The 20,853-nt window shown below is 48.0% G+C and carries 23 protein-coding genes and 1 pseudogene; 8 read left to right on the top strand and 16 right to left on the bottom strand.

Translation table 11 applies throughout. From position 1 onward, the window contains the following. The 7 genes from F4Y39_03560 to F4Y39_03530 all read right to left on the bottom strand — a co-directional run. On the bottom strand, window positions 1-640 hold a 640-nt coding region (locus tag F4Y39_03560; protein ID MYC12780.1), incomplete at its 3' end, for a response regulator. A gap of 934 nt (window positions 641-1,574) precedes the next feature. Next, entirely contained in the window at window positions 1,575-2,204 is a 630-nt protein-coding gene (locus F4Y39_03555; protein ID MYC12779.1) for a PorT family protein, read from the bottom strand. A gap of 279 nt (window positions 2,205-2,483) precedes the next feature. Beyond that, on the bottom strand, window positions 2,484-3,104 hold the full coding sequence (locus tag F4Y39_03550; protein ID MYC12778.1) for a response regulator transcription factor: 621 nt from the start codon (window positions 3,102-3,104) through the stop codon (window positions 2,484-2,486). After that, window positions 3,101-4,246 carry a GAF domain-containing sensor histidine kinase gene (locus F4Y39_03545; GenBank protein MYC12777.1) on the bottom strand — a complete coding sequence of 382 codons (1,146 nt, stop codon included), beginning with the start codon at window positions 4,244-4,246 and terminating at the stop codon, window positions 3,101-3,103. The genes F4Y39_03550 and F4Y39_03545 overlap by 4 nt, the downstream gene beginning before the upstream one ends. Before the next feature lie 159 nt (window positions 4,247-4,405). After that, entirely contained in the window at window positions 4,406-5,674 is a 1,269-nt protein-coding gene (locus F4Y39_03540; GenBank protein MYC12776.1) for a mechanosensitive ion channel, read from the bottom strand. Between the two features lie 23 nt (window positions 5,675-5,697). Next, entirely contained in the window at window positions 5,698-7,770 is a 2,073-nt protein-coding gene (locus F4Y39_03535; protein MYC12775.1) for a M3 family metallopeptidase, read from the bottom strand. Window positions 7,771-7,808: 38 nt separating this feature from the next. After that, window positions 7,809-8,447 (bottom strand): HAD family phosphatase, encoded by a 639-nt coding sequence (locus F4Y39_03530; protein MYC12774.1) that lies wholly within the window; start codon window positions 8,445-8,447, stop codon window positions 7,809-7,811. Window positions 8,448-8,526: 79 nt separating this feature from the next. Here F4Y39_03530 and F4Y39_03525 point away from each other — a divergent pair, with 79 nt between their 5' ends. Further along, entirely contained in the window at window positions 8,527-10,146 is a 1,620-nt protein-coding gene (locus tag F4Y39_03525; protein MYC12773.1) for a DUF2357 domain-containing protein, read from the top strand. Window positions 10,147-10,249: 103 nt separating this feature from the next. After that, window positions 10,250-10,516, top strand: coding sequence for a hypothetical protein (locus F4Y39_03520; GenBank protein ID MYC12772.1), 267 nt, complete (start codon window positions 10,250-10,252; stop codon window positions 10,514-10,516). Between the two features lie 88 nt (window positions 10,517-10,604). Here the strand turns inward: F4Y39_03520 and F4Y39_03515 are convergent, their stop codons facing one another. Beyond that, on the bottom strand, window positions 10,605-11,564 hold the full coding sequence (locus tag F4Y39_03515) for a class I mannose-6-phosphate isomerase (GenBank protein ID MYC12771.1): 960 nt from the start codon (window positions 11,562-11,564) through the stop codon (window positions 10,605-10,607). 137 nt (window positions 11,565-11,701) lie between these two features. Further along, the gene (locus F4Y39_03510) at window positions 11,702-12,250 is read right to left on the bottom strand and encodes a Uma2 family endonuclease (protein MYC12770.1); all 549 of its coding nucleotides are present in this window, start codon (window positions 12,248-12,250) and stop codon (window positions 11,702-11,704) included. A 303-nt stretch (window positions 12,251-12,553) separates the two neighbouring features. On the opposite strand from F4Y39_03510, the gene F4Y39_03505 reads away from it, so the two are divergent. Together F4Y39_03505 and F4Y39_03500 are read left to right on the top strand one after the other, a co-directional pair. Further along, window positions 12,554-12,781, top strand: coding sequence for a hypothetical protein (locus F4Y39_03505; GenBank protein ID MYC12769.1), 228 nt, complete (start codon window positions 12,554-12,556; stop codon window positions 12,779-12,781). Window positions 12,782-12,895: 114 nt separating this feature from the next. Further along, the gene (locus F4Y39_03500; protein MYC12768.1) at window positions 12,896-13,201 is read left to right on the top strand and encodes a hypothetical protein; all 306 of its coding nucleotides are present in this window, start codon (window positions 12,896-12,898) and stop codon (window positions 13,199-13,201) included. 233 nt (window positions 13,202-13,434) lie between these two features. On the opposite strand, the gene F4Y39_03495 is transcribed toward F4Y39_03500, so the two are convergent. After that, entirely contained in the window at window positions 13,435-14,442 is a 1,008-nt protein-coding gene (locus F4Y39_03495) for a hypothetical protein (protein ID MYC12767.1), read from the bottom strand. A gap of 322 nt (window positions 14,443-14,764) precedes the next feature. On the opposite strand from F4Y39_03495, the gene F4Y39_03490 reads away from it, so the two are divergent. Next, complete coding sequence (locus F4Y39_03490) at window positions 14,765-15,172, top strand: hypothetical protein (GenBank protein ID MYC12766.1); 408 nt, start codon at window positions 14,765-14,767, stop codon at window positions 15,170-15,172. Window positions 15,173-15,258: 86 nt separating this feature from the next. Here F4Y39_03490 and F4Y39_03485 read toward each other — a convergent pair whose 3' ends face one another. The 6 genes and pseudogenes from F4Y39_03485 to F4Y39_03460 form a co-directional block, all read right to left on the bottom strand. Then, the gene (locus F4Y39_03485; protein MYC12765.1) at window positions 15,259-15,432 is read right to left on the bottom strand and encodes a type II toxin-antitoxin system HicB family antitoxin; all 174 of its coding nucleotides are present in this window, start codon (window positions 15,430-15,432) and stop codon (window positions 15,259-15,261) included. A gap of 43 nt (window positions 15,433-15,475) precedes the next feature. Then, window positions 15,476-15,622, bottom strand: a pseudogene (locus tag F4Y39_03480) (transcriptional regulator). 199 nt (window positions 15,623-15,821) lie between these two features. Beyond that, a complete protein-coding gene (locus F4Y39_03475) occupies window positions 15,822-16,115 on the bottom strand; it encodes a helix-turn-helix domain-containing protein (protein MYC12764.1) in 294 nt (97 codons plus the stop codon). Next, on the bottom strand, window positions 16,108-16,446 hold the full coding sequence (locus F4Y39_03470) for an addiction module toxin RelE (protein MYC12763.1): 339 nt from the start codon (window positions 16,444-16,446) through the stop codon (window positions 16,108-16,110). Before F4Y39_03470 ends, F4Y39_03475 begins: the two co-directional genes overlap by 8 nt. 20 nt (window positions 16,447-16,466) lie before the next feature. After that, the gene (locus tag F4Y39_03465) at window positions 16,467-17,354 is read right to left on the bottom strand and encodes an ImmA/IrrE family metallo-endopeptidase (GenBank protein ID MYC12762.1); all 888 of its coding nucleotides are present in this window, start codon (window positions 17,352-17,354) and stop codon (window positions 16,467-16,469) included. Continuing rightward, window positions 17,351-17,722, bottom strand: coding sequence for a helix-turn-helix transcriptional regulator (locus F4Y39_03460; GenBank protein ID MYC12761.1), 372 nt, complete (start codon window positions 17,720-17,722; stop codon window positions 17,351-17,353). Before F4Y39_03460 ends, F4Y39_03465 begins: the two co-directional genes overlap by 4 nt. A gap of 149 nt (window positions 17,723-17,871) precedes the next feature. Here F4Y39_03460 and F4Y39_03455 point away from each other — a divergent pair, with 149 nt between their 5' ends. Genes F4Y39_03455 through F4Y39_03445 form a run of 3 tightly spaced genes read left to right on the top strand, consistent with a single transcriptional unit; the run spans window position 17,872 to window position 20,833 of the window. Further along, on the top strand, window positions 17,872-18,846 hold the full coding sequence (locus F4Y39_03455) for a patatin-like phospholipase family protein (protein MYC12760.1): 975 nt from the start codon (window positions 17,872-17,874) through the stop codon (window positions 18,844-18,846). A gap of 1 nt (window position 18,847) precedes the next feature. Next, window positions 18,848-20,080, top strand: coding sequence for a nucleotidyltransferase (locus tag F4Y39_03450; protein MYC12759.1), 1,233 nt, complete (start codon window positions 18,848-18,850; stop codon window positions 20,078-20,080). A gap of 6 nt (window positions 20,081-20,086) precedes the next feature. Continuing rightward, window positions 20,087-20,833 (top strand): hypothetical protein, encoded by a 747-nt coding sequence (locus F4Y39_03445; protein ID MYC12758.1) that lies wholly within the window; start codon window positions 20,087-20,089, stop codon window positions 20,831-20,833. Window positions 20,834-20,853: the final 20 nt, after the last annotated feature.

Genomic DNA, 20,853 nt, shown 5'->3' with positions numbered 1-20,853 from the left:
ACGCTTCTTCAGCCTTTGTTAGGCGCACATTCCGCAGGCACATCCTGAATGATTCGCCAAAATATTTTTTGAACAATTCATATCCATAGGTCTTAGAAAACTTGAAATAGTACATGATGTCTTCAAATTTCAGGTCTGGATTGCTGTAATTATCTTCCAAAAATGATTCCAACCGGTCTTTCCATATATACTGTGATGGCATATATCTTTTTACTTTGGTCAAAAATCTATCTCGCGCTATGGGTTTATCAAGTACACTCACGGCACCGGCCTTGATCAGTTGCTCGCCCAATTCTGCGGATCCCAAACTCGTCATGATCAGTATAGCTGTCTGAATTTTCTCTGCCTGCACATGCGTCAGCAGTGTTATCCCATCCATATCCTCTACCTGTGCCTCAACCACAGCGAGGTCAATTTTCTCCTTGTGCAAAATTTCAAGGCTTTTGTGCCCATTTTCCGCAGTAAATATTTCATACGATTTGTCTCTCAGGAATCTTTCAAGTGCTGAGATTACGAGTGGCTCCTGATCTACAATCAGAATTTTCTGCTTGTCCATATATCCCCCGCATTGTTGAATTTGGCTATGAAAGAGACCGGGCATTGGGCAATACATCGCCTGCATCAGATCCTTTGCAAACACTCTGAGTTACATCAGGGCGTATTTCATATCGATTGCCGTCATTCCCTTGCTTAAAGCATGCAAGGGCAGGCTCTGCGGAGTCAGTAGTCCAGTTAGGTTCACCTGTGGATTACTTCGCAATGACGATAGCAAAATCGATATGCGCTTCTTGCCACGATGCACTGAGTTACATCGGATTCAATACACGCAGAAATACCGCTGATATACCGCATAGACCTGTCCCGTGTAGAGTCATCACGAGACAAGTCCATGTGGTACATGCCTGGAATATCTATGCGGAAAATCTGAAGGAAAACAGCGTGATTGGGAGGTACATCGAGAGAGGATACTGCACGATCGCTTTCAGAACTATCCAGAGAAGGGGAACAACTGCTGGTCTGGGAGGAAAGCGACCACGGGTAAAACGAGGATATCCGGCTCAGCAGACTGGTGAAGCCGAGCGCGAAGGGAAAGAATTTGAAAGAAAGTGCCATGACCAACCGTGTGAACAGTTTTGCAAATTGGATTTGTAAGGATTTGTTTTAATGACTTACAAACCTCGATCTATTTGCATAAATATTTGTTTGCCAACAGCTTAAAAAAGACCGTTCACATTATTGATCGTGGCAATTCCCTCCCGAAAGGATACGAAAAAAGCGACAACGCTGCTGATATGGTAGGAAAGGCGCGATAGGGTTTGTCTGCCAACTTTGCCATCTGCCTCTGTTCCGTTTCTCACGCTTTGTCCCGTATAAAGTTTCAAAAAAATTGACAATTCTATAAATCGTATTATAGAGACTTATGATTTTTGCAGGTCGGAAATTTATCAATAAAGTGTCCGATTTTGAAGTTAATATCTACGGTGAATTGTGGCGCGCCTGAGTGATTGATATTTACAAAAAGGCGATCCAAATCCATTGCATAATGGATCGCCTTTTTTAAATTTTGCCTGTCACTATTTTCCGATAGGAAAACCGACACCGATCTGGAGAGCAATGGCTCGGTTCTTAACATCCTCTCCTTCGGCAATCGATAGGATCCCCAAAGTGTACAGTAACTCGACTGAGAATGTCATTCCTTCGGACATCGCCATCTCAGTACCGATCCCTCCTGTAATACCAAGGTCCGTGGTCTTTGGTCCATCTCCATCATCACCGCAATCCTCACCTGCGGCTTCGCACTTGACATTGATCCCCATCGCCGGTCCGGCAAGCACATACACAGAAGCTGCGCTCTCGGGCGGCGTGAGGTTGACGACACCCAGGCCCGAAAGCTCGATGTAATCCAAACTTACATCTGCACTGATACTAAGACCCTCTAAATTTGCACTAAGACCGTAACCCTTCTGCACATAGTCGCCACCGAGTCGAAGGCTGAATTTGTCCTGTATTGGGATAGTCGCAGAAGCACCGAGTTTGATGCCGGTTCGCGCATCCACATCTGCGCCATCAAAGTTCCCACTTGCAGACGCCCGACTCATGCCACCCCGAATGCCGATTGTGGTCTGGCCGAAAATAGAGGTGGGGAAGTTCATAGCTACCAGAGCTATGATGCCTATAACGATAGATCTACGCAGGTGTTTCATAGCTGCAACTCCTTTGAAAAATGGTTGTGTTGAGAGCGATCTCAACAGGTGTATGTCCTGCACACGGTTTGAACTACCGCGTCCTTATAGACGATATATCGTTCTAAAAAATAGGCCCTATTCGCCCTTATATGTCAACCTCGTAAGTTTGTCCTGAAGTTCAAAATTTGTCCCAGTTTCCATTTTTTTGCGATATTGGGATAGAATCCCAAAAATAAAAGCCCTGCTTAAGCAAGCAGGGCTTGAAAAAATATAAATGGAATCCAACTCTTTTCAGTTCTATATCAATCCCCTCTGCATCGCAATTGCGGCGGCTTCTGTGCGGTTGCCCGCGCCGAGTTTGCCCAGGATTTCGCTGACGTGAAATTTTACCGTGCGTTCGGAAATGTTGAGTTGATCGGCGATTTCTTTGTTCAACAGTCCCGTTGCCAACAGGTGTAGCACTTCTTTTTGCCGTGCGGTCAATGCATCGGGATTGTTCACGCTGTCCAATAGTTTGGAAGCGATGAGGGGTTCGAGTAGGGATCCGCCTTCGTTCACCACGCGCACGGCGCGAAACACATCATCTCGGGGCGCGCCTTTGAGCAGATAGCCTTTTGCGCCAGCCCGCATTGCCGATACGATGCGCTCGTCCGTATCAAAGACTGTAAATACGATTACCCGCACGCTGCTTCCCTGTTCTCCCAGTTGCTGGAGTGTCTCAATACCATCTACACGCGGCATCTCCAAATCGAGCAATAGCACATCGGGGGTGCGTTCGGCGACCAGGTGCAATGCTTCTGCGCCATCGCCAGCTTCTCCTATGACCTCAAAATCGGGTTGGGTCTGTAGCATGGCAATCAGGCCATCGCGCACAACGGGATGATCGTCTGCAACGACAATGCGAATGGGTTTGCTCATATCTCGCGCTCCAGTGGGATGTGGATTTCCAAACGCGTGCCGCGGTCAGGCGTGCTTTCAATTGCAAATGAACCGCCCAGCAAATGCGCCCGCTCATTCAGGCCAATGAGACCGTATTGATCTTCCCGCACGTTTTCGGGATCAAATCCGCGACCGTCGTCTTCGACTACGAATTGGACGTATTGAGGCGTTGATGTCAGTTCGATGAGGACTTTTTTTGCCTCTGCATGCTGCGCGATGTTGTTCAACGCCTCTTGTGCCATGCGATACAAGCTCGCTTCTATTCTAATGGATAGGGGATGTTCGCCAATACTTTTTACGCGTACACTCGCTGCGCCACCGATATTTTGTCCCAGAGTTTTCAATGCTTCAATCAACGTGCGATTTTCAAGTGGGGCAGCGCGCAAATCCAGCACTGCCCGCCGCGCATCTTCCAAATTATCGCGCGCCAGAGCTATGGCATCGCGCACGGTTTCGGACAGGATTTTGCGATCTGTATTGCCGTCGAGCAAGGCATCCAGAGTTTCCAGACGCATTAAGATCGCCACCAGATTCTGACCCAGGGTGTCGTGTAATTCCCGCGCGAGTCTGAAACGCTCATCCACTGCGCCAATTTCAACACTTTTTTCGTATAGACGCGCGCGTTCAATTGCAATGCTCATCAAGTCGCCCACTGTATTGAGCAAGCGCAGGTCTTCTTCCGAGAGTTCACGCCATTCTGCACTGCCCACATTTAATACGCCCACTTTTTTTTCCTGCGCGTATAGCGGGATACTCGCGTGATACTGCAATCCATCTGTGCCTTCTACAAGTCCTTTCAGGCGGCTACAGGCCACGACATTTACATTTGCCGCACCCTTCAAGTCGCCTTTCTCATAGGTGTCCAGACAATAGCACCAGCCGCCCATTTTACCCGGATTGTCGCGCAGTACAGGGGGCAAGTTTTGCGCGGCAGCCAGATAGGGCTGGTGTGTGTCTTCGTGCATGAGCCAGATCCAACCCGTGCTCAAGCCGAGCAATGCAGCTACTTTTTCAAGTGCTGTTTCGAGGGCTTGATCGAGATTGACGGATTGGTTGAGCGCATGGGCAATCGCGTTGAGGATTGAGAGTTCGCGATTGCGTTGTTTGAGTTGGTCTGACATAAATCAAAAGCAACCACAGATGAACACGGATAAACACAGATAAAAGGTGCCTCTGTGCCCGTCATTGTAGCATAAAAAACAAAGGATTCAATGTTTGCGAATTGAGTTTTCAGTCTCTTCGGCTTGCTTTAGCTTGTGACACAACGCCCTCCCTTATTTTCAATTTTTTGCAGCGAGGTGCTTAAAATCATGTCCTGTTGGTGCCTGGAATACGCTGAGGTCAAACTCGGGCACTACGGATAGGATGTGGTCGAAAATATCCGCCTGAATCGCCTCGTAGTTCGCCCATACCGTATCGTTGCAGAAGACGTAAATTTCTATTGGTAAGCCATGTTCCTGCGGCGGCAGTTGTCGCACCAAAAATGTCATTTCCAGGTTGACTTTTGGATGATTTCTCAAATACGCGACGATGTATGCCCGAAATGTGCCCACGTTGGTCATGCGCCGCCCATTTACCAGACTCGACTCATCTATCTCTTGCGTCTGATTGAATTTTGCGAGTTCGTCTTTCTTGTGTTCGATATAGGCAGCGATGTATTTGATTTTTGAAAATCGCGCCAGCATCTCTTCGTCGCAAAATTTGATTGTTTGGATATTGATTAAAATTGATCGCTTGATTCGACGCCCACCCGATTCCTGCATGCCGCGCCAGTTCTTGAACGATTCACTGATCAATGAATAGGAAGGGATTGAGGTAATTGTTTTGTCCCAATTTTGCACCTTTACGGTGGTCAATGCCACTTCAATGACATCTCCATCTGCGCCGTATTTCGGCATCTCAATCCAATCTCCAACGGCGACCATTTTATTCGCGCTCAGTTGTACGCCCGCAACCAATCCCAGGATGGCATCTTTAAATACCAGCAAAAGCACGGCCATCAATGCACCCAATCCGCTCAGGAAATATACGGGATTTCGATCTAACAAAATTGACAAAATCAAAATGCCGCCTACAAAATACGCCAGTATTTTCAAGACCTGCACAAAACCCTTGCCGGGGATTTCGCGGGAGATCTCAAATGTCTGATAAACAGATAGCGCGGCATTGAGAAATGCCGCAACCACCCAGATGCTGATGATTACGACAAAAATTTGTACGGCATCCCGAACAATCGCTACGCAATAATCCCGGTCTGCTTCTGTCATTCCCGCAAATGGCAAGTCGGCCAAAAGGTAGATGACCACTGCGGGAGCCAGATGCGCCAACCGGTCCAGAACCCGATGCTCTACAAATGCATCGTCCCAGGGTGTTGTCGTTTTTTCAATCACGTACTTTAGCGTTCGCAGAGCTATGCGCTTTACGATAAAATCGGCAATCACACTGAGCACCAAAATGCACAGGCCCACCAATAGTGGTGCAGTCCAATTTTGAGCCATCTCTGGTTCGACACCCAGGCTGAGTAACCAGTTATAGAAGAACTCCAGCATAATGATTTCCTTCGTTTTTAACTTTACAACAGGTCATTGTGCCGCAGCAATGCCTCTGTGCTCGGTTCGCGCCCGCGAAATTCTCGGTACACATCCATGGGGTGTTTGCTGCCGCCCAGTGCGAGGATTGTATCGCGGAATTTGCACCCGGTTGCTTTTACGGCTTCTTCATCGTCCAGTCCGGCCTCTTCAAAAGCGCCGAATGCATCTGCGCTCAATACCTCTGACCATTTGTAGCTGTAATACCCGGCGGCATAGCCTCCGGCAAAAATATGGGAAAATGAGCACAAGAAGCGACTTTCTGGCAGGGGGGGCAATACGGACATTTCTTCGGTTACCCTGCGCTCTACATCAAAAGCCGTTTCTTCGCCATCTGGATCGTAGGTGGAATGCAGCAGTATGTCTGTTTTTCCAAAGGACAACTGGCGCATCATCAAAGACCCCGCCTGAAATGTGCGCGCGGCGACGATTTTCTCAAACAGGTCATCTGGCAAGGGTTCATCCGTTTCTACGTGTGCGGTCATTCCAATTAGTGTGGGTTTTTGATAACACCAGTTTTCCATGAACTGGCTGGCAATTTCCACGGCATCCCATTCCACACCGTGCAATCCCGCCACATCGGCATAATCAACGGTCGTCAACATGCCCTGCAATCCGTGTCCAAACTCGTGAAACAGGGTTTCCACTTCTGAAAAACTCATCAGCGATGGCGTGTCACCCACGGGCGGCGTGCCATTGCACACGAGATGTACTACGGGCAAGCGAAGTTCGCCGTTGAGCCATCGCCGTCCCAGACAGTCGTTCATCCACGCGCCACCACGCTTTTCTGCTGGACGAGAATAGGGGTCCAGATAAAACGACGCGATGCGCTCGTCATCGCGGAGCACTTTGAAGAATTGCACATCTTCATGCCATTTGTGCGCGTTTTCATCATCTGCCCGCGCGATCTCAATATCAAAAAGGCGTTCTGCCAATGCAAACATGCCATCGAGTACTTTGGGTAGCGGGAAATAAGGGCGCAACTGGTCGTCGGTATAATCGAATTTTTGCTCGCGCAACCGCTCTGACCAGAAGGACGTATCCCAGTGCATGACTGGCTCTTCCTGACCACTTGCCTTTGCCAGTGCTTCCAGCGCGCCAAAATCATTTTCGCTATGGGGCTGCGAAGCCGCTTGCAATTCGCCGATCATGCGCTCGACAGATGCTACATCGGGGGCCATTTTGACATTCAGGCTCCTGTCAGCATAGGTCTCAAAACCCAGGAGTGCAGATTGCTCTTTGCGCAATTTTAAGGTGCGTGCTATCAATTTGCTGTTGTCCCATTCGCCAGAGGATGCGCGCTGGATGTATGCTTTGTAAACTTGCTCGCGGTGGTCGCGCACGCGGTGGTGTTGCATAAAGGGATAAAAGCTCGGGAAATCCAGTGTAATGCGCCAGGGACCATTTTCCGGTGTGGCTTCGCTGCCTTCATTGGCCTGTGCATAAGATTGTGCGGCTACTTGTCGCAAACTGTTCGGCCAGTCTTCTGTATCTTTTTTATTTTCAATAATTAGTTCATAGGCTTTGGTCGCATCCAGTACATGATTGGAAAAATCTGTACTAATTTGCGACAATTCTTTGGCGATTTCATTAAAGCGTTCTTTTGCTGTGCCTTCTAATCCCACTCCGGCGTGTTCGGCTGCGCGAATTTTCAGATCGATACATCGCTTTTGAGCCTCATCTATCTTTGCCCATTCCTCGCCGTCTCGAATTGCCACCAGGCCTTCGTAAATGGGACGGCTTTGCTGCACGCGCAGACCAAATGCCACGACGTCTTGCAGGACTACCTCGTGTGCTTCGCGCAAGTCATCGGAATTTTTTACGCTGAGCAAATGGCCCACTGGTCCCCAGGCATAAGAAAAGGGCACGTCGAGTTCTTCGAGCGGGACGAGCAACCCATTCCACGATGGGGTCATGTTTTGCTCCAATGCCGCAATCTGTTTCTCTGCTTCTGATAGCATATGTTTTACGCCCGGTACAACGTGCTTTGGCTCAATTTCGTCGTACCTCGGCAATCCCTCTTTGACCAGCAGGGGATTGTTTTTTAATTCACTCATCACACACACCTCATTTTGTTAAGAGCTTAAAAATATATTCAACCTAACTTCTCTATCTCCTCTACGACATCTCGCACCGAGTTCAGTATTTTATACGCAGATGAAAAATCTCCGTATTTCGATAAGGCATTTGGCACGGCGAGTACGCGCAAACCAGCCGCTGCTGCCGCGACACATCCGCGTTCAGAATCTTCCACAACTACACAGTCATCGGGTTGTAGTCCGTGCAATCGCATGGCCTTCAAATACGCATCTGGATGTGGTTTTGCTTCTTCGTAATCTTCTCTTGCCAGCACAAAATCGAAGAATGGGAGTAAATCCGTCTTTGCGTGAACAATGTCAAAGTGATCTCTGCGAGAACCCGTTACAATGCCCATTTGTACGCGGCCATGGAATGTTTCGAGTGTTTCGACCACGCCATCCACGACCTGCACGCCTTCGGCTAATAATGCGCTGTACCGCGCATTGCGTTCCAAGCGCAACTGCTCTATCAATTCGGCATTTTGATCGGGCAGAAAATCGAATACGCTCAGCCCCTTTTGTAGCGATTGTTCGGCAAAATCCCTATGCGTTAGTTCAACGCCTTGTGTTGCCAATACTTCATATCCCGCCTGAAAGTACAGACCTTCGGTATCTACCAGCACACCATCATTATCCCATAAGATTGCACGAATCACAACTCCTCCTTATATTCACTACTGCAGGCGACCTCCGTAAAATGGTTGAAGACAAACCCTTTTGAAATCTACGCGAACAATGGACTCAGGTCAACACATCCGCGCTTCCTTTTCGAAAACATCCGATGGTCTTGTTGCGGAAAATGATTATGCCCGCATTTTGCTCTCTCCCGTGCAGGGGCAGGTGTTTTCCGATCATCTGGTAGAAGCCACCGAATGCAACTGCCTCATTCGTCCGCTCAATGAGAAAGATATTTCGGTCTATATCGACGATCAACCCGTCGAGACCCTTGGTTTTCTCCGCGACGGGCACGCGCTGTGGGGGCGGCTCGCTACGGGCGATCATCCGGGGCATATCCGTTTTTGTATTCGCTCAGATAATGTCGATCTGCTCTATGCCGAACTCGATGTGCGTCCCTCGTATCTCGACTACGAAACCGATTATCAAATCATGCGCGCCGATCTCGAGCGCATTAGCCGCGAACTCGTTTACCTTTTGCCCGATCAAACTCGTATCTCAACGCGTCTGACAGATGATAAGGGTAACAATTTAGACTTTCATCAAGTGCTGGATCGTCTTTTGAATCAACTCGTCCGCACTTTGCATGCGATACTCAAACGTCCGCATCGCCATCTCAAAACCGTTCAACGCATCCGCGCGGTTGATCGCGCACAGGGCCGCGACCCCGATGCGATTGTCGATATGATTCGCTCGCCACAATTCTGGACGCATAGCGAGACTGATCTCCCGCATTTGCCTATAGCGGACGATGTCGTCTGTACGCATTTGCGCGAGACCCATCGCCATTCCGATATTGATACATCGCTCAATCGCCATCTCGTTGCACGCTTAAAGCGTCTGTCACTGCGCGCGAGATCTATTGCACATACCGATCTGGGACATCGTTTGAAAATATACGTGGATCACTGCCTACGGTTGCTCCCTTTGCCACCTGCGCGACGCGATGACGCTTTGCCCGTTCATGTCGATGTGCGTTACCAGACGGCTTTTGCGCTTATCCGAGATCTCAACTGCGCGCTCGCGCCCTGTAAGGGTGGCCCATTTGATCTGTCCTTTCGCGATACACACGCGCTTTACGAATACTGGGTCTATTTTACGCTCGTTCATACGCTGTGTGATATCGGCTTTGTTCCGACCCGTGACGATAACCTTTTTCACCTGACCAATCGCGGTCTGAGCGTTTCTCCCGCGCAGGGCGAACCCTCTGCGATATATCTTCAGCGCGGCGAGTACCGCATCCGTTGTCTCTACAATATGACCTATACCACCTCGTCGGGACGTGCGCTCACCCATGATCTGAGGCCCGATATGATTATCGAGATCAACAACTCGAATGCATGTGCTGGAATGTCTAAATCCAGTAGGGAACGCGCTATTTATGCATTTGACGCCAAATATCGCCGCGAAGATTACAATGGGACGTGGATTCCCATGCGCGAAGATATTGATAAGATGCACGCTTATCGGGACGCTATTGGGCAGGTGATAGATACAGATTTTCAACGCATTCTCAAAAGTGCCGTTGTCCTGTTTCCCGCTCAGGTGGATTCCGCGTACCAGACCCACGCTTTTTATACCAGTCTGTCTTATGGAATCGGTGGCCTCCCGCTCTTGCCGGGGGATGCAAATACGTTATCTGCCCTGAAAGAATATATCAAAGAGCATATTCTTTCATAAAAACTGGACCGACCTTCGCCGATCCGGTTGTGCATTTTTTTTATTTCGCTATATTTGCAAATATCAGATGTGACTTGCCTCCAGTTTCTTTCCCAATTTTTATATGATGACAGATTCCCAACTTCTGCAAGAGTTTGAAGCCCTTGCCCATCGTCTGAATATTCCCTTATCCCGCGAAGACCTCATGGGAGGTACTGGTGGCCTGTGTGTCGTGCGCGGCGAACAGCGCCTGATTCTCGATTACCGCCTCGATGTGCCCACGCAGGTCGATATTCTCGCACACGCTTTTTCCAAACTTCCCCTCGATGATGTTTTCATCAAGCCTTCCCTCCGCGCACGCATTGACCTCTACGGCGAAGCACAGGTTTAAGAATCGACGAATCAACGAATCAACGAATAGACGAACCCCACCCTACTACCCAAAATCAGTGCAAATCCCGATTCGCTGATTCATTTTTCTACCCACAGGATGAGATTAAATATTCCACCTGTTCTTTTGGTGAGACGGTGACGGTGCGATTGGCCGGGATGAAGAAGGTATCGCCTGTTTGAGCGGTGAAGGTTTTGTTTAATTGGGCTTGACCGGCGAGGACGGTGAGTGCCGCGAATGTGGGATAGGCGTGCTGGACGATGCCAGCAGGGGCGAAGCGTTCGAGACGGAAGTATTCGGTGTCTTCTGCTCCGATGAGTGTGGCGTTTGCCTCGTGACGTGAGTTCCGCGGTTCTGGCGCGGGTGCGTCAAAGGCGATGACGTCGAGGGCGCGGTCAATGTGCAGTTCGCGCGGCTTGCCGTCGGTGCCGGGGCGATTGTAGTCGTAGATGCGAAAGGTGAGGTCGCTGGATTGTTGTACTTCGTAGATCATGACGTTCTGGCACAGGGCGTGTACTGTGCCGGGGGGTACGAAGATTACATCGCCTTCCTGTACATCGAAGAATTGCACGGTGTCCTGTACGCGGTTTTCGCGGATGGATAATTTCAAGCTGTGTTTATCTACGCCGTCTTTCAGGCCACAAGCCACGCGCCCCTGGTCTGATTTGAGTATGTACCACGCTTCTGTTTTGCCATACGTGCCCAGGTTTTCTGTACGGGCGTAAGTATCGTCGGGGTGTACCTGAATGGAGAGGTCGTCGCGTGCATCGAGGAGTTTGATGAGCAATGGGAATTCGGTGCCGTAACGCTGGATAACGCGCTGTCCGAGAAGGTCGGCACCGTAAATTGCGACGAGGTCTGCGAGGTTTTGTCCGGCAAGGGGACCGACTGAGACAATGCTTTCCATCCCTTTGTATGCCGAGACTTCCCACGATTCGCCAATGGGCACACTCGGGGGGAGTGCTTTGTTGTAGTGTGTCCCCAGGCTGCGCCCTCCCCAGACGGTTTCGCGGAGGTAGGGTTTTAGGGGTAAGAGGTCGGGTATCATTAAGATGAGAAGGGAAATTGGGAAGATGCGACAAAGGATTCAAGAGTGCGGGTAATATACATTTGGGGTAGAAAAAAGCGGCTATTTTGCAGTGGGATTGCAAAATAGCCGAACTTTTTAATGTTGTCAAGGCTGTCTTAAAATATGTCGTCGAGGCTCAAAGTGAATCCTTGCAATGTGGGTGAAGTCAATATTTCCCCTTCGCCGTAGGTATCGACAACCTCGAATTCGCGCTCGCCGAGGCGCAGGATTGTTATGGTTTTTTCGGTGAGATCGACCATCCAGTACTCGGTTATGCCGTGCTTGGCATACAGGCTGCGCTTGAAGGTCTTATCGCGTGCGGCTGTGGAAGGAGATAGGATTTCGACAACGAGGTCTGGTGCGCCTTGAATATTTGCGGGAGTGATGATAGCAGCGCGCTCATTGGAGACGAAGATCAAGTCGGGTTGCACCACATCCATGTTCGACAGCACCACGTCGAAGGGCGCGTGATAGACCCGCCCCATGCGATTCTCAACCGCGAACTGAGTCAATTTCCATCCGAGCATGGCGGACACGTTTTGATGACTTTCTCCCGGTGCAGGGGGCATAACCAACTCTCCGTCCAAAAGTTCGTAACGCTTGTCGTCCGGCGTGTTCAGATAATCTTCGTAGGTAAATTTGATGGTGGGATTTGGAATAGCCATGGTTATAGTCCCCTCTGATGGTGCGTTGCTTACATGGCCTGCCTCGTGTTCAATCACTTCTGTTTGATACTCGCAAAATGGCTCATATTTTTGGCTCAAGCGATTGATTACATCCATCTAAGAAATAGCCGATTTTTAACTTTTGTCAAGGTATTTGATTTCAATGAGCACTTAAAATAGTTCGTTGAGGTTCAAAGCGAATCCTTGCAATGTGGATATCGGAGCAATACATTACAACCGACAGAAAATTACATTCGTGCGGTTTTGACGCATGACGAGTCCGATAAAGGGAAAGAGTAGATTATGGTATCGGAAATACGAACTGCTCAGGATGTATGGCCCGTGCTAACTCCTGTTGTGTTCGTTCCTCATGATGAGAGCGAATATCAACGGCTTGTGGCTATACTGGATGATTTGATTGATGTGATAGGCGAGAATGAAGATCACCCCCTCGCCTCAATGATGGAAGTTATTGGTGTGCTGATTGAGAGATATGAGGAAGAGCACATTCCCGAATTGACCGCGGTGTAGATGCGAGTTATTTGACAAAATAATCCGTCTGCTTATGCTTTCAAAAGTCCCAAATGCTGTCTGTCTCTGAACCCTGGATAAACTACTGCTATTGAAAATATTTTAGGAAATAAGATGCCGAAGCTCAATTACACCGCAAAAGGATTTTCCCCCGATTTAGGGGAGTGCCTCAATGGCTCTCATTCGATAGACGTTACGTGGGCCGAGTTGATCTGGGCTGGTATTACTGTAGGACGTAAAAGTTGGGAGGATGTAATTCGACATGGTTATCACTCGTTTTTAGAGATAATCTACCGGACCGCTATACTCAAGGCTAATTTAGGTTTATCCCCTCAAGGAGAATTCATCAAAACGGACGCTTATAAGAGCCTTGATCCCTCTGAAAACGGACGTAAGCCCCTTCTTTTTTTCTGTATGTAACCAAAAAATAAAGGGTTACGATTTGCTATAAGATAACATCGTAACCCCTGAAATGCAAGCGTTTTTACTGCGCATTTGGGCATTATTTTAATCAGTCGAATCTCTTTCATCTTCTGGCTTAGGCATCGGAGGCCGGGGCGGATCAGGCACAAGAAAGGGTGCTGGCCGAAGTGTGGATTTGAGTTCGTTTCGTGGTGATGGCATTTCATTTAACGGGGTAGGATGTTGGGCATTCATGTTTTACTCCTCACAGTTTTAGATGGCTTTTTGGGTGTCTTGGCGGTTTTTTTGGCTTTTTTGGTATTTGAAATTTTGTTATTGTTTTGTGGTTCTTCTTTCTTTGTAAATTGTCCCACTAAATTTATTCCACCATTTAGGTATGGAATTAGCTCTGTAAAAATTTCGCTTAACTTTGGCGATGCCATCTTTACTTTTAAGTTGAGTCCATCAGCTTCTCGGTAATCAATAGCAAACTCGTGTTCAGCGTATCTTTGTACCAAAAACCGTGCGATAGCCCTTGCATTGTCGAAAGAGTGTTTCTGGCCTAATATTAGTAAACGAATAGCGTAATCTTCTGCTACACGTAAAACTCGCGCCATTTGTGTATAATGAACAGCATCAACGTTTTCAAGCAAAGGCCGGACAAAATTAGCTGAATATTCGAGTGCATGAGGCAGGACAAACTCTGTTTTTTTTCTGGTCGCTTCTAACAGTTGGTTCAATGTGTCGATACAGATTGAGAGTGCATTATTATTTAATTGTTCGAGAGCGTGAACCTCATCAAGTGCCGAAATAATACCTTCTCTGTCAACGTCAGGTAATTGGGCGTCTAATGGCCCCAATTCGGCATCTTTACCCATATAAATATATTCAGATCCAAGCGACAAAAGTGTAGATGCACTTTTTGCGTAACGCGGTATAATTGCAATAAAACCTGCACGCCGATTGAAAAGACGAGAAATCCTATATGCTACACGAGAATATCCGCCAGGTGAATCTATCAACAGTAATGCTGGGTTTTTAGAAGATATTTGGCTGCTTTTGTTTAAGAATTGGTCAAATAAATCGTCAGAAAGCCAGTCTAAATTATTGGCATCCTTATCTAAAATGTCTGACTGCAAAATCAACCACAAGGGAGAACCGTCGAATAAATCTTGTAGTTGAGATAACAGAGAAGCAACTGGCTCGTCTATTGCCTTTTCTTCACCAGGATATATGTCAGCAATGTACACAGAGCTAATTCCTCCAGAGAAAGAAACACATTTAGTCCTACGTTTTCAAGAAACGCAGGGCAATTTCTGTGTCAGGAGGGAAAGGAAAGAGCAACATCTTACCCTCTCTGTTTCTCAAAAATCAAGAAAATGTCCTCACTTCATCTTCTTGCATTGGGCTTTTTTGTCGGGATATGCGATTAATCTAAATGATGAAATCCATCTGATCAAGCACTTTTTTTAGACAAAAGTACAAGTTTCTGAGTACACGTCTAAAGTACAGACGACTCAGTACAGATGAAAGTTTCGGATTATTCGGTACATCTCATAGTCACTATCCTCCATAAGCCCCATGTTCACTTCAATACATAATACCCACCTGGAAGGTTCAGGCGAGATTGATTCAACAGACACCGATTTTGAAATTTCAAGCGGAAAAGATCAATTTCTGGAATCCTATTATCAACCTTTTGTTTCCCTTATGAAAAACAGTACGGCAACAATCCGAGAAACAGATGATGTGAGGGTGAGAGAGAGAAATTTTGTTAATCTTGAGGAAGTAGATTTGGCCGTGGGATTAGATTCTCAGGTGCAAGAGATTCTAACATCAGATTCTCGAGCGAAAAATGTCTTGAAAATTGTAGATTATCTCTGTTCCCAAGACGCTGAAGAGTTCGTCCAAGCTCACTCAGGCAACAACGATACCACATTTATAGGAAGGGATGGGATTTTTGTTCGCCCCGGGCCATCGTGGATATAGAAGAGATTGGCAATTGACCTTGGCGATGATGCTGTGTTGAACGCAGGATGCGAATGAGTATAATGTCGGGCATTTATGATACATTGTTAGGAATCTATCCTCTGCGTTGTTTCTGCCATCATTAGATCATAAGCGTCTTTGATGTTTATTTTTAATTCTTCCAGGTTTGCACCCTGACTGAATACACCGGAAACCTCACGTAGTTTCCCAACATACCAACTATCGTCTATCCAAAAATCCAATGTGAAACTTCTAATCATAATCGCCTCTTTTTGTTTGTCGGGGTCTCCTGGAGTTACCCAGTCTCGAGCGATTAATTACATCCATTGCATGGGCTATAAAAGCGGGGTCATCACCAGCTTCTTCAAGGCACGCTTCCAGGTACAACTGCACATCTTCTTCAGTTTTGAGGTACTCGGCTGAATCCCAGTGAGTCGTATTGATAGTCATAATAGCTATAGGGCTTTGGAACAGTAATTCTATTGGATTGAATCGTCTTTCCCCTCCCACGTTTTCCCCTTTTCTGCCTCCCACGTTACGCCGATCGGTTCAATGATGTCGCCGAGGATGCGAATTTTGTCCCGGTCCCTGCCAAACATGCTTGGTTTCGCCTCGTGATAGGTAACGAGACGCGATGCTGGTCGGTCGTTCAACGCACTTTCTCCAACGCCTGCAAAACCGCTTGAGGTTCGTGGGCTACCAAATGTAGCAACATCCGTGCAGGTCCCTGAGGGGTGCGCTCACCGCGCTCCCAGCGACGTAGCGTACTGAGGCTAACGCCAAACGTAGTTGCAAAGGCCGTTTGCGTCATCCCGACTTGCTCCCGTATGGATTTTACATCAGGGGTGCGTGGGAAATGCACAACCGCCTCACTTTCCTTGCCTGCCGCATGCTCAATTGCTTCTGTTAATCCTTGTTTGATGCTTTCAAAAACGCTACTCATGGGGCCTCTCCGTTTCGATTAAGGTTTGGACTAATTCTCGCAATGCACGACGCTCAGAGGAGGTGAGATCGTCTTTCACTCCTTTGCTATACAATGTCAAGAGATAGATCGGTATCTGTTCATTATGGTAGTAGTAGATAACCCGTACACCACCGCGCTTACCCGTTCCCGTGCGTGACCAACGAAGCTTTCTGATTCCTCCTGTACCGCGCATGATAATCCCAGCTTGGGGGTACTCTGCCAGATAATTGATTAGCTCTTGACCATCGTTCTCCGATAGCAGCCGTTTTGCCTGACGCATGTATTCAGGTAATTCCACTACAGTATGCATGGATATAGCCTAACGGTTGCTTAACGCCGAAACCGAGGTGTCCAACTCTCCTCCAATGCCTCGTCAGAGACCTCGTCTATATAGTCATTATCAATTAGATCATGACAAGTCAGAACAGTTAGTACTCGACCATAGCTTCCGAGTCCGATTACTTCCTCCCCTGCTGCAACTGACCTGCGGCCACCAAACCAAGCCGTGATATCGATCTCACCTTCGGCATAAGCCTCGCGCTGCTCTTCTTCCGATTTGTTCCAAGTAGACTCTGTAATGGTGTCTGAGGGGACCAGCGTATTCTTATGTAACCAATCTATTCCCTCTAATGACTTCATAGTCCCGGACATAAAACAATAATCGACGATTCCATTGCTACTGACAATGATGGCCACAGCCTCGTCTGTCATTCCAACATAGCGGATAGCTGCGGCCGTGAGAGAGGCATTCGTTTCCTCCTGAACAGCTTGGATGCCGCCAAGACCGCTGGGAGACCTGTGAATAATCCTGCGAACGGGTGTAATCGGCATCAAGAGACCGGCGGCGAAGTGGTCAGCTTCGCGTTCGTAATAATTATTGGAGACGAAATCTGCCCGTGAACGATGCACATTATCATCGAATGGAATTTGGTCTAGATGACCGTCAATAAAGTAGTGACCGAGTTCGTGGGCGATACTGAATCGCTGAAATCCTATGTTCGGAATTTGAGTAGAATATAGGATCCCAAATGTGTCACCATGGCGCAGGAGCATGCCCGATACTCCCTCCTCGTCTGCCTCCATCTCCCGAATTAATATTCCGCGGGTCTGGGACAGAGCCTCAAGGTCAACAGGCAACTCCAAAAGGTTTTCGTCCTGGAGTAACCGTTCAGCTCTTCGCACCAGCGACTTCTGACGATGGCTGGATACTTTCCTCATTGATGATCGCCCTCGCGTTGCCTCCGGTCTTGTTCAGCGAGAAAACGGAGAAAGTCCTCGGCGGTTCGGCGGTTCTGGTCTGTGAGATTCGCAACGTGCCGATAGATCGGATCGGCCGACGCGGTGGTGTTTGGATCATCCGCTCGACCAACGAGATAATCGGTCGTCACGTTTAGCGCGTTGGCTATCTTGTGCAGATTATCAAACGAGGGCTTTCTATTACCACTCTCGAAATGAGCAATGGAACTTGGCGGCAGACCGATTGCTCTAGCGAGATCAACCTGGGTCATTTGACGGAGATTCTCACGCGCCGATCGTAGGCGATCCTTGAAGACCTCAGATGGTTTAGCTAATTTTTTTCTTTCCATGTTGTCGATTTCGGAAATAAAGAGTTGACGGAAATATTTAAATCCTGTATTTTCTATAATACATACAAAGATAACACAACAAAGGCTTTAACCGCAAGTGGTTAATCGGCTAACATTATGATGCGATAGTAGAGGAGGAAACGGAATTTATGAGTACACCATTCTATATTTTATCTTTCGATGGCGGTGGATTCCGAGGAATTTTTGCAGCCCATATTCTAAAAAGAATGGAAGAGGAGTGGCAGATTGATTGGCAAAAACAATTTGGAATACTGGCAGGCGCCAGCACAGGTGCAATTCTGGCCGCTGGCTTAGCCTGTAATCTGACCGCAGCGCAGCTAACCAAGTTTTACGAGACCCATGGCAGAGCGATCTTCACCTCTCGTCTTCGATCACGTTTCGATCCATTTAAATTATTTACCAGTCGCTATTCGAGTCGGAAGCTCAAGGAACTCCTTGAGAAAGAACTGGGTGATACGCTCTTGGGGCAAGTTGAGATTCCCCTCATCCTGCCTACTGTTGACATTGGAAACGGATGTGTACATGTCCTTAAATCCAAGTATAACAATACATTTACGAGAGATTGTAAGGTACGCGTGTCGGATGCTGTTTTGGCATCCTGCTCTGCACCGACCTACTTCGATCCTGTAGTAATTGACGACAAATACCGACTTGTTGATGGGGGCCTCTGGGCCAACAATCCTTCTCTGGTGGCAGCTATTGACGCTAACTATCGACTTAAAATTCCACTCGAAGATATTAGAGTGCTCTCCATCGGCACCGGCAAAAGCAAAGTGTTCTATCCCCGGAGCGAAGACAAATTCAGAGACTGTTTACTTCGTAGCTGGCAAGGCTGGGGCTTTGTGACCCGCTGGAAACGAAGTAAGTTCATTGATCTGATCCTCAATCTCCAGTCAGAAAACGCCCACAACATGCTCTGTCTTTTGTTTGGTGAGAGTCCGCTTGATTCGAAGCAAGTTCTTCGTTTGAATTTTGAATCAGATCAGCCGTTGCCCTTGGACTCGGTGAGCAAGCGAGACGACTGGATTTCAGTTGCTGACCATACCTTCACCCACCACTCACCCAAAATTGCCCAATTCTTATCAATTAAAGGAGCAAATTGACATGAACAATCTATCTCGTCACCAGCAATTGAGTCAAATTTTTGAAGATCTCGCCAATGAGATCGCGGTACCGCCGTCTCGGTACCAGGAGGCCAAAGATCGCTATGACGCTGTCGGAGCATGGTTAGACGCGGATGGCTCTGAATTAGCCCCTTACAAACCCATCATTTACCCACAGGGATCATTTGCATTAGGCACCGCAGTACGACCTATCGGTAGTGATGAGTACGACGTAGATGCCGTGTGCCAACTACAACTCTCCGCCGTCCAGGTGACCCAGAAGCAGCTAAAGAATCTCGTGGGGGACCGTCTCAAGCATCCGCAGAGTCGTTACAAGGACATGATCGACCCCAAAGAAGGTGGGCGCCGCTGTTGGACGATTCATTACGCGGAAAGCACCAAGTTTCATCTCGATGTGCTCCCAGCCATCCCAGACGATTATCGCTGGCTTCTTGAATTAGGGGTTCCGCCGGAATGGGCAGAGAGTGCCATCTGCATAACTGATAGTAAGACTTGGGATGTTGACCCAAATTGGCCTCGGAGCAATCCAAAAGGCTATGTAGCGTGGTTCAAGAGTCGAATGGAGACGCGCCTCTACGAAGCCAAGTACGCCCATGTAAAGGCACTACGCAGAGACCTCGACGAGGCTAAGTACGCTCACAAAATGGAAATACGCGCAGCGGTAGAGGAAATTGAAGATTTCGAAGTACGAACTCCTCTTCAGGAACTCATCCAAATTCTCAAGCGTCACCGCGATATGCGCTACAATGGTGACGACGACAAACCCATCTCAATCATCATTACCACACTCGCGGCACAGGCTTATAATAACGAGGCCAGCATAGGGGAAGCGATACTGAATGTCGTTCCATGTATGCGTAGTCACATTGAGTATCGCAATGGTGTCTTTTGGGTGCCCAACCCGGTAAATCCACAGGAGAACTTCGCCGACAAGTGGGCTGAAAAGCCTCGGAAAGCCCAACTATTCTTCCAATGGCTGAATAATCTTGAACAGGAGTACCGGGAGCTTCTCACTGATGCAGGCTTCGAAAAAGTTGGAGGTTATTTGGTCGAAGCATTTGGTCAGCGAGATGGCAGGGCTACAATGGCGAAATTCGCATCACGGGCATCTCAGGGAGCTGCAGCGGTCGTGCTCACGCCGAGCAAATCCCAGCAGCCAACGAAACCGAGAATTGAGGTACCATCGATTCCAAGCAGACCTTGGGGAGTTTGATTTTATATGCAAGAGGAAACGGTACAACTGGTAATGAAACAAATGGTGGAGATCCAGGCTCAACATCCGAGTCTGGAACTCGTACTAACTTCGGGCAAATTGAAGATTTGCGGCATGATCGGATTCTGTATGTGCCACAACTCTCGCACTGTTGAAGATACATATCAGATTGCGCTTCACATACCGGACGACTATCCAGAGTCACCGCCAACCGCGTTTGAGACCGGAAATAAGATCGATAAGAGTTTTGAACATCTCATGTCGGATGGGAGCCTTTGTTTAGGAGCTCCACTTGAGATTCGCAAGAACTTCTTACCACACAAGAGTCTCCTTCGTTTCATCAACGACCAACTTATCAGTTATCTGTTTTTTTATAGTTACAAGCGCGACTATGGTGAGATACCGTTCGGTGAGCTTGCTCACGGATGGATGGGAATAAGGCAATACTACCAAGACCTGTTCAATGTAGATGACCATTTAGCCGTGCTCGGTCTTCTGAAGGTGTTGGCCGACGATAGCTACCGAGGACATCATCCTTGTCCATGCGGTAGAGGACCTATCCTGCGTCGATGTCATGGCCAGCAGTTGCGCGAACTATCTTCCGTTCAGTCGTGCGAACAGTTCTCATGGGATGTAGTGCAGATCTTTGGAAGTCTTTCCGAAAATGACCGTAAAACAGTCTTTGTCAGAAATCTTTTGCCGAAGAGAGTATTACCGTATATTCAAATCCTAACTGCCTGGAGCAAAGAGTAACTACCAATATGATTACGGGG

Source organism: Gemmatimonadota bacterium, assembly GCA_009838845.1.
Classification (GTDB): domain Bacteria; phylum Latescibacterota; class UBA2968; order UBA2968; family UBA2968; genus VXRD01.
This window is presented reverse-complemented; position numbering and strand designations above follow the sequence as displayed.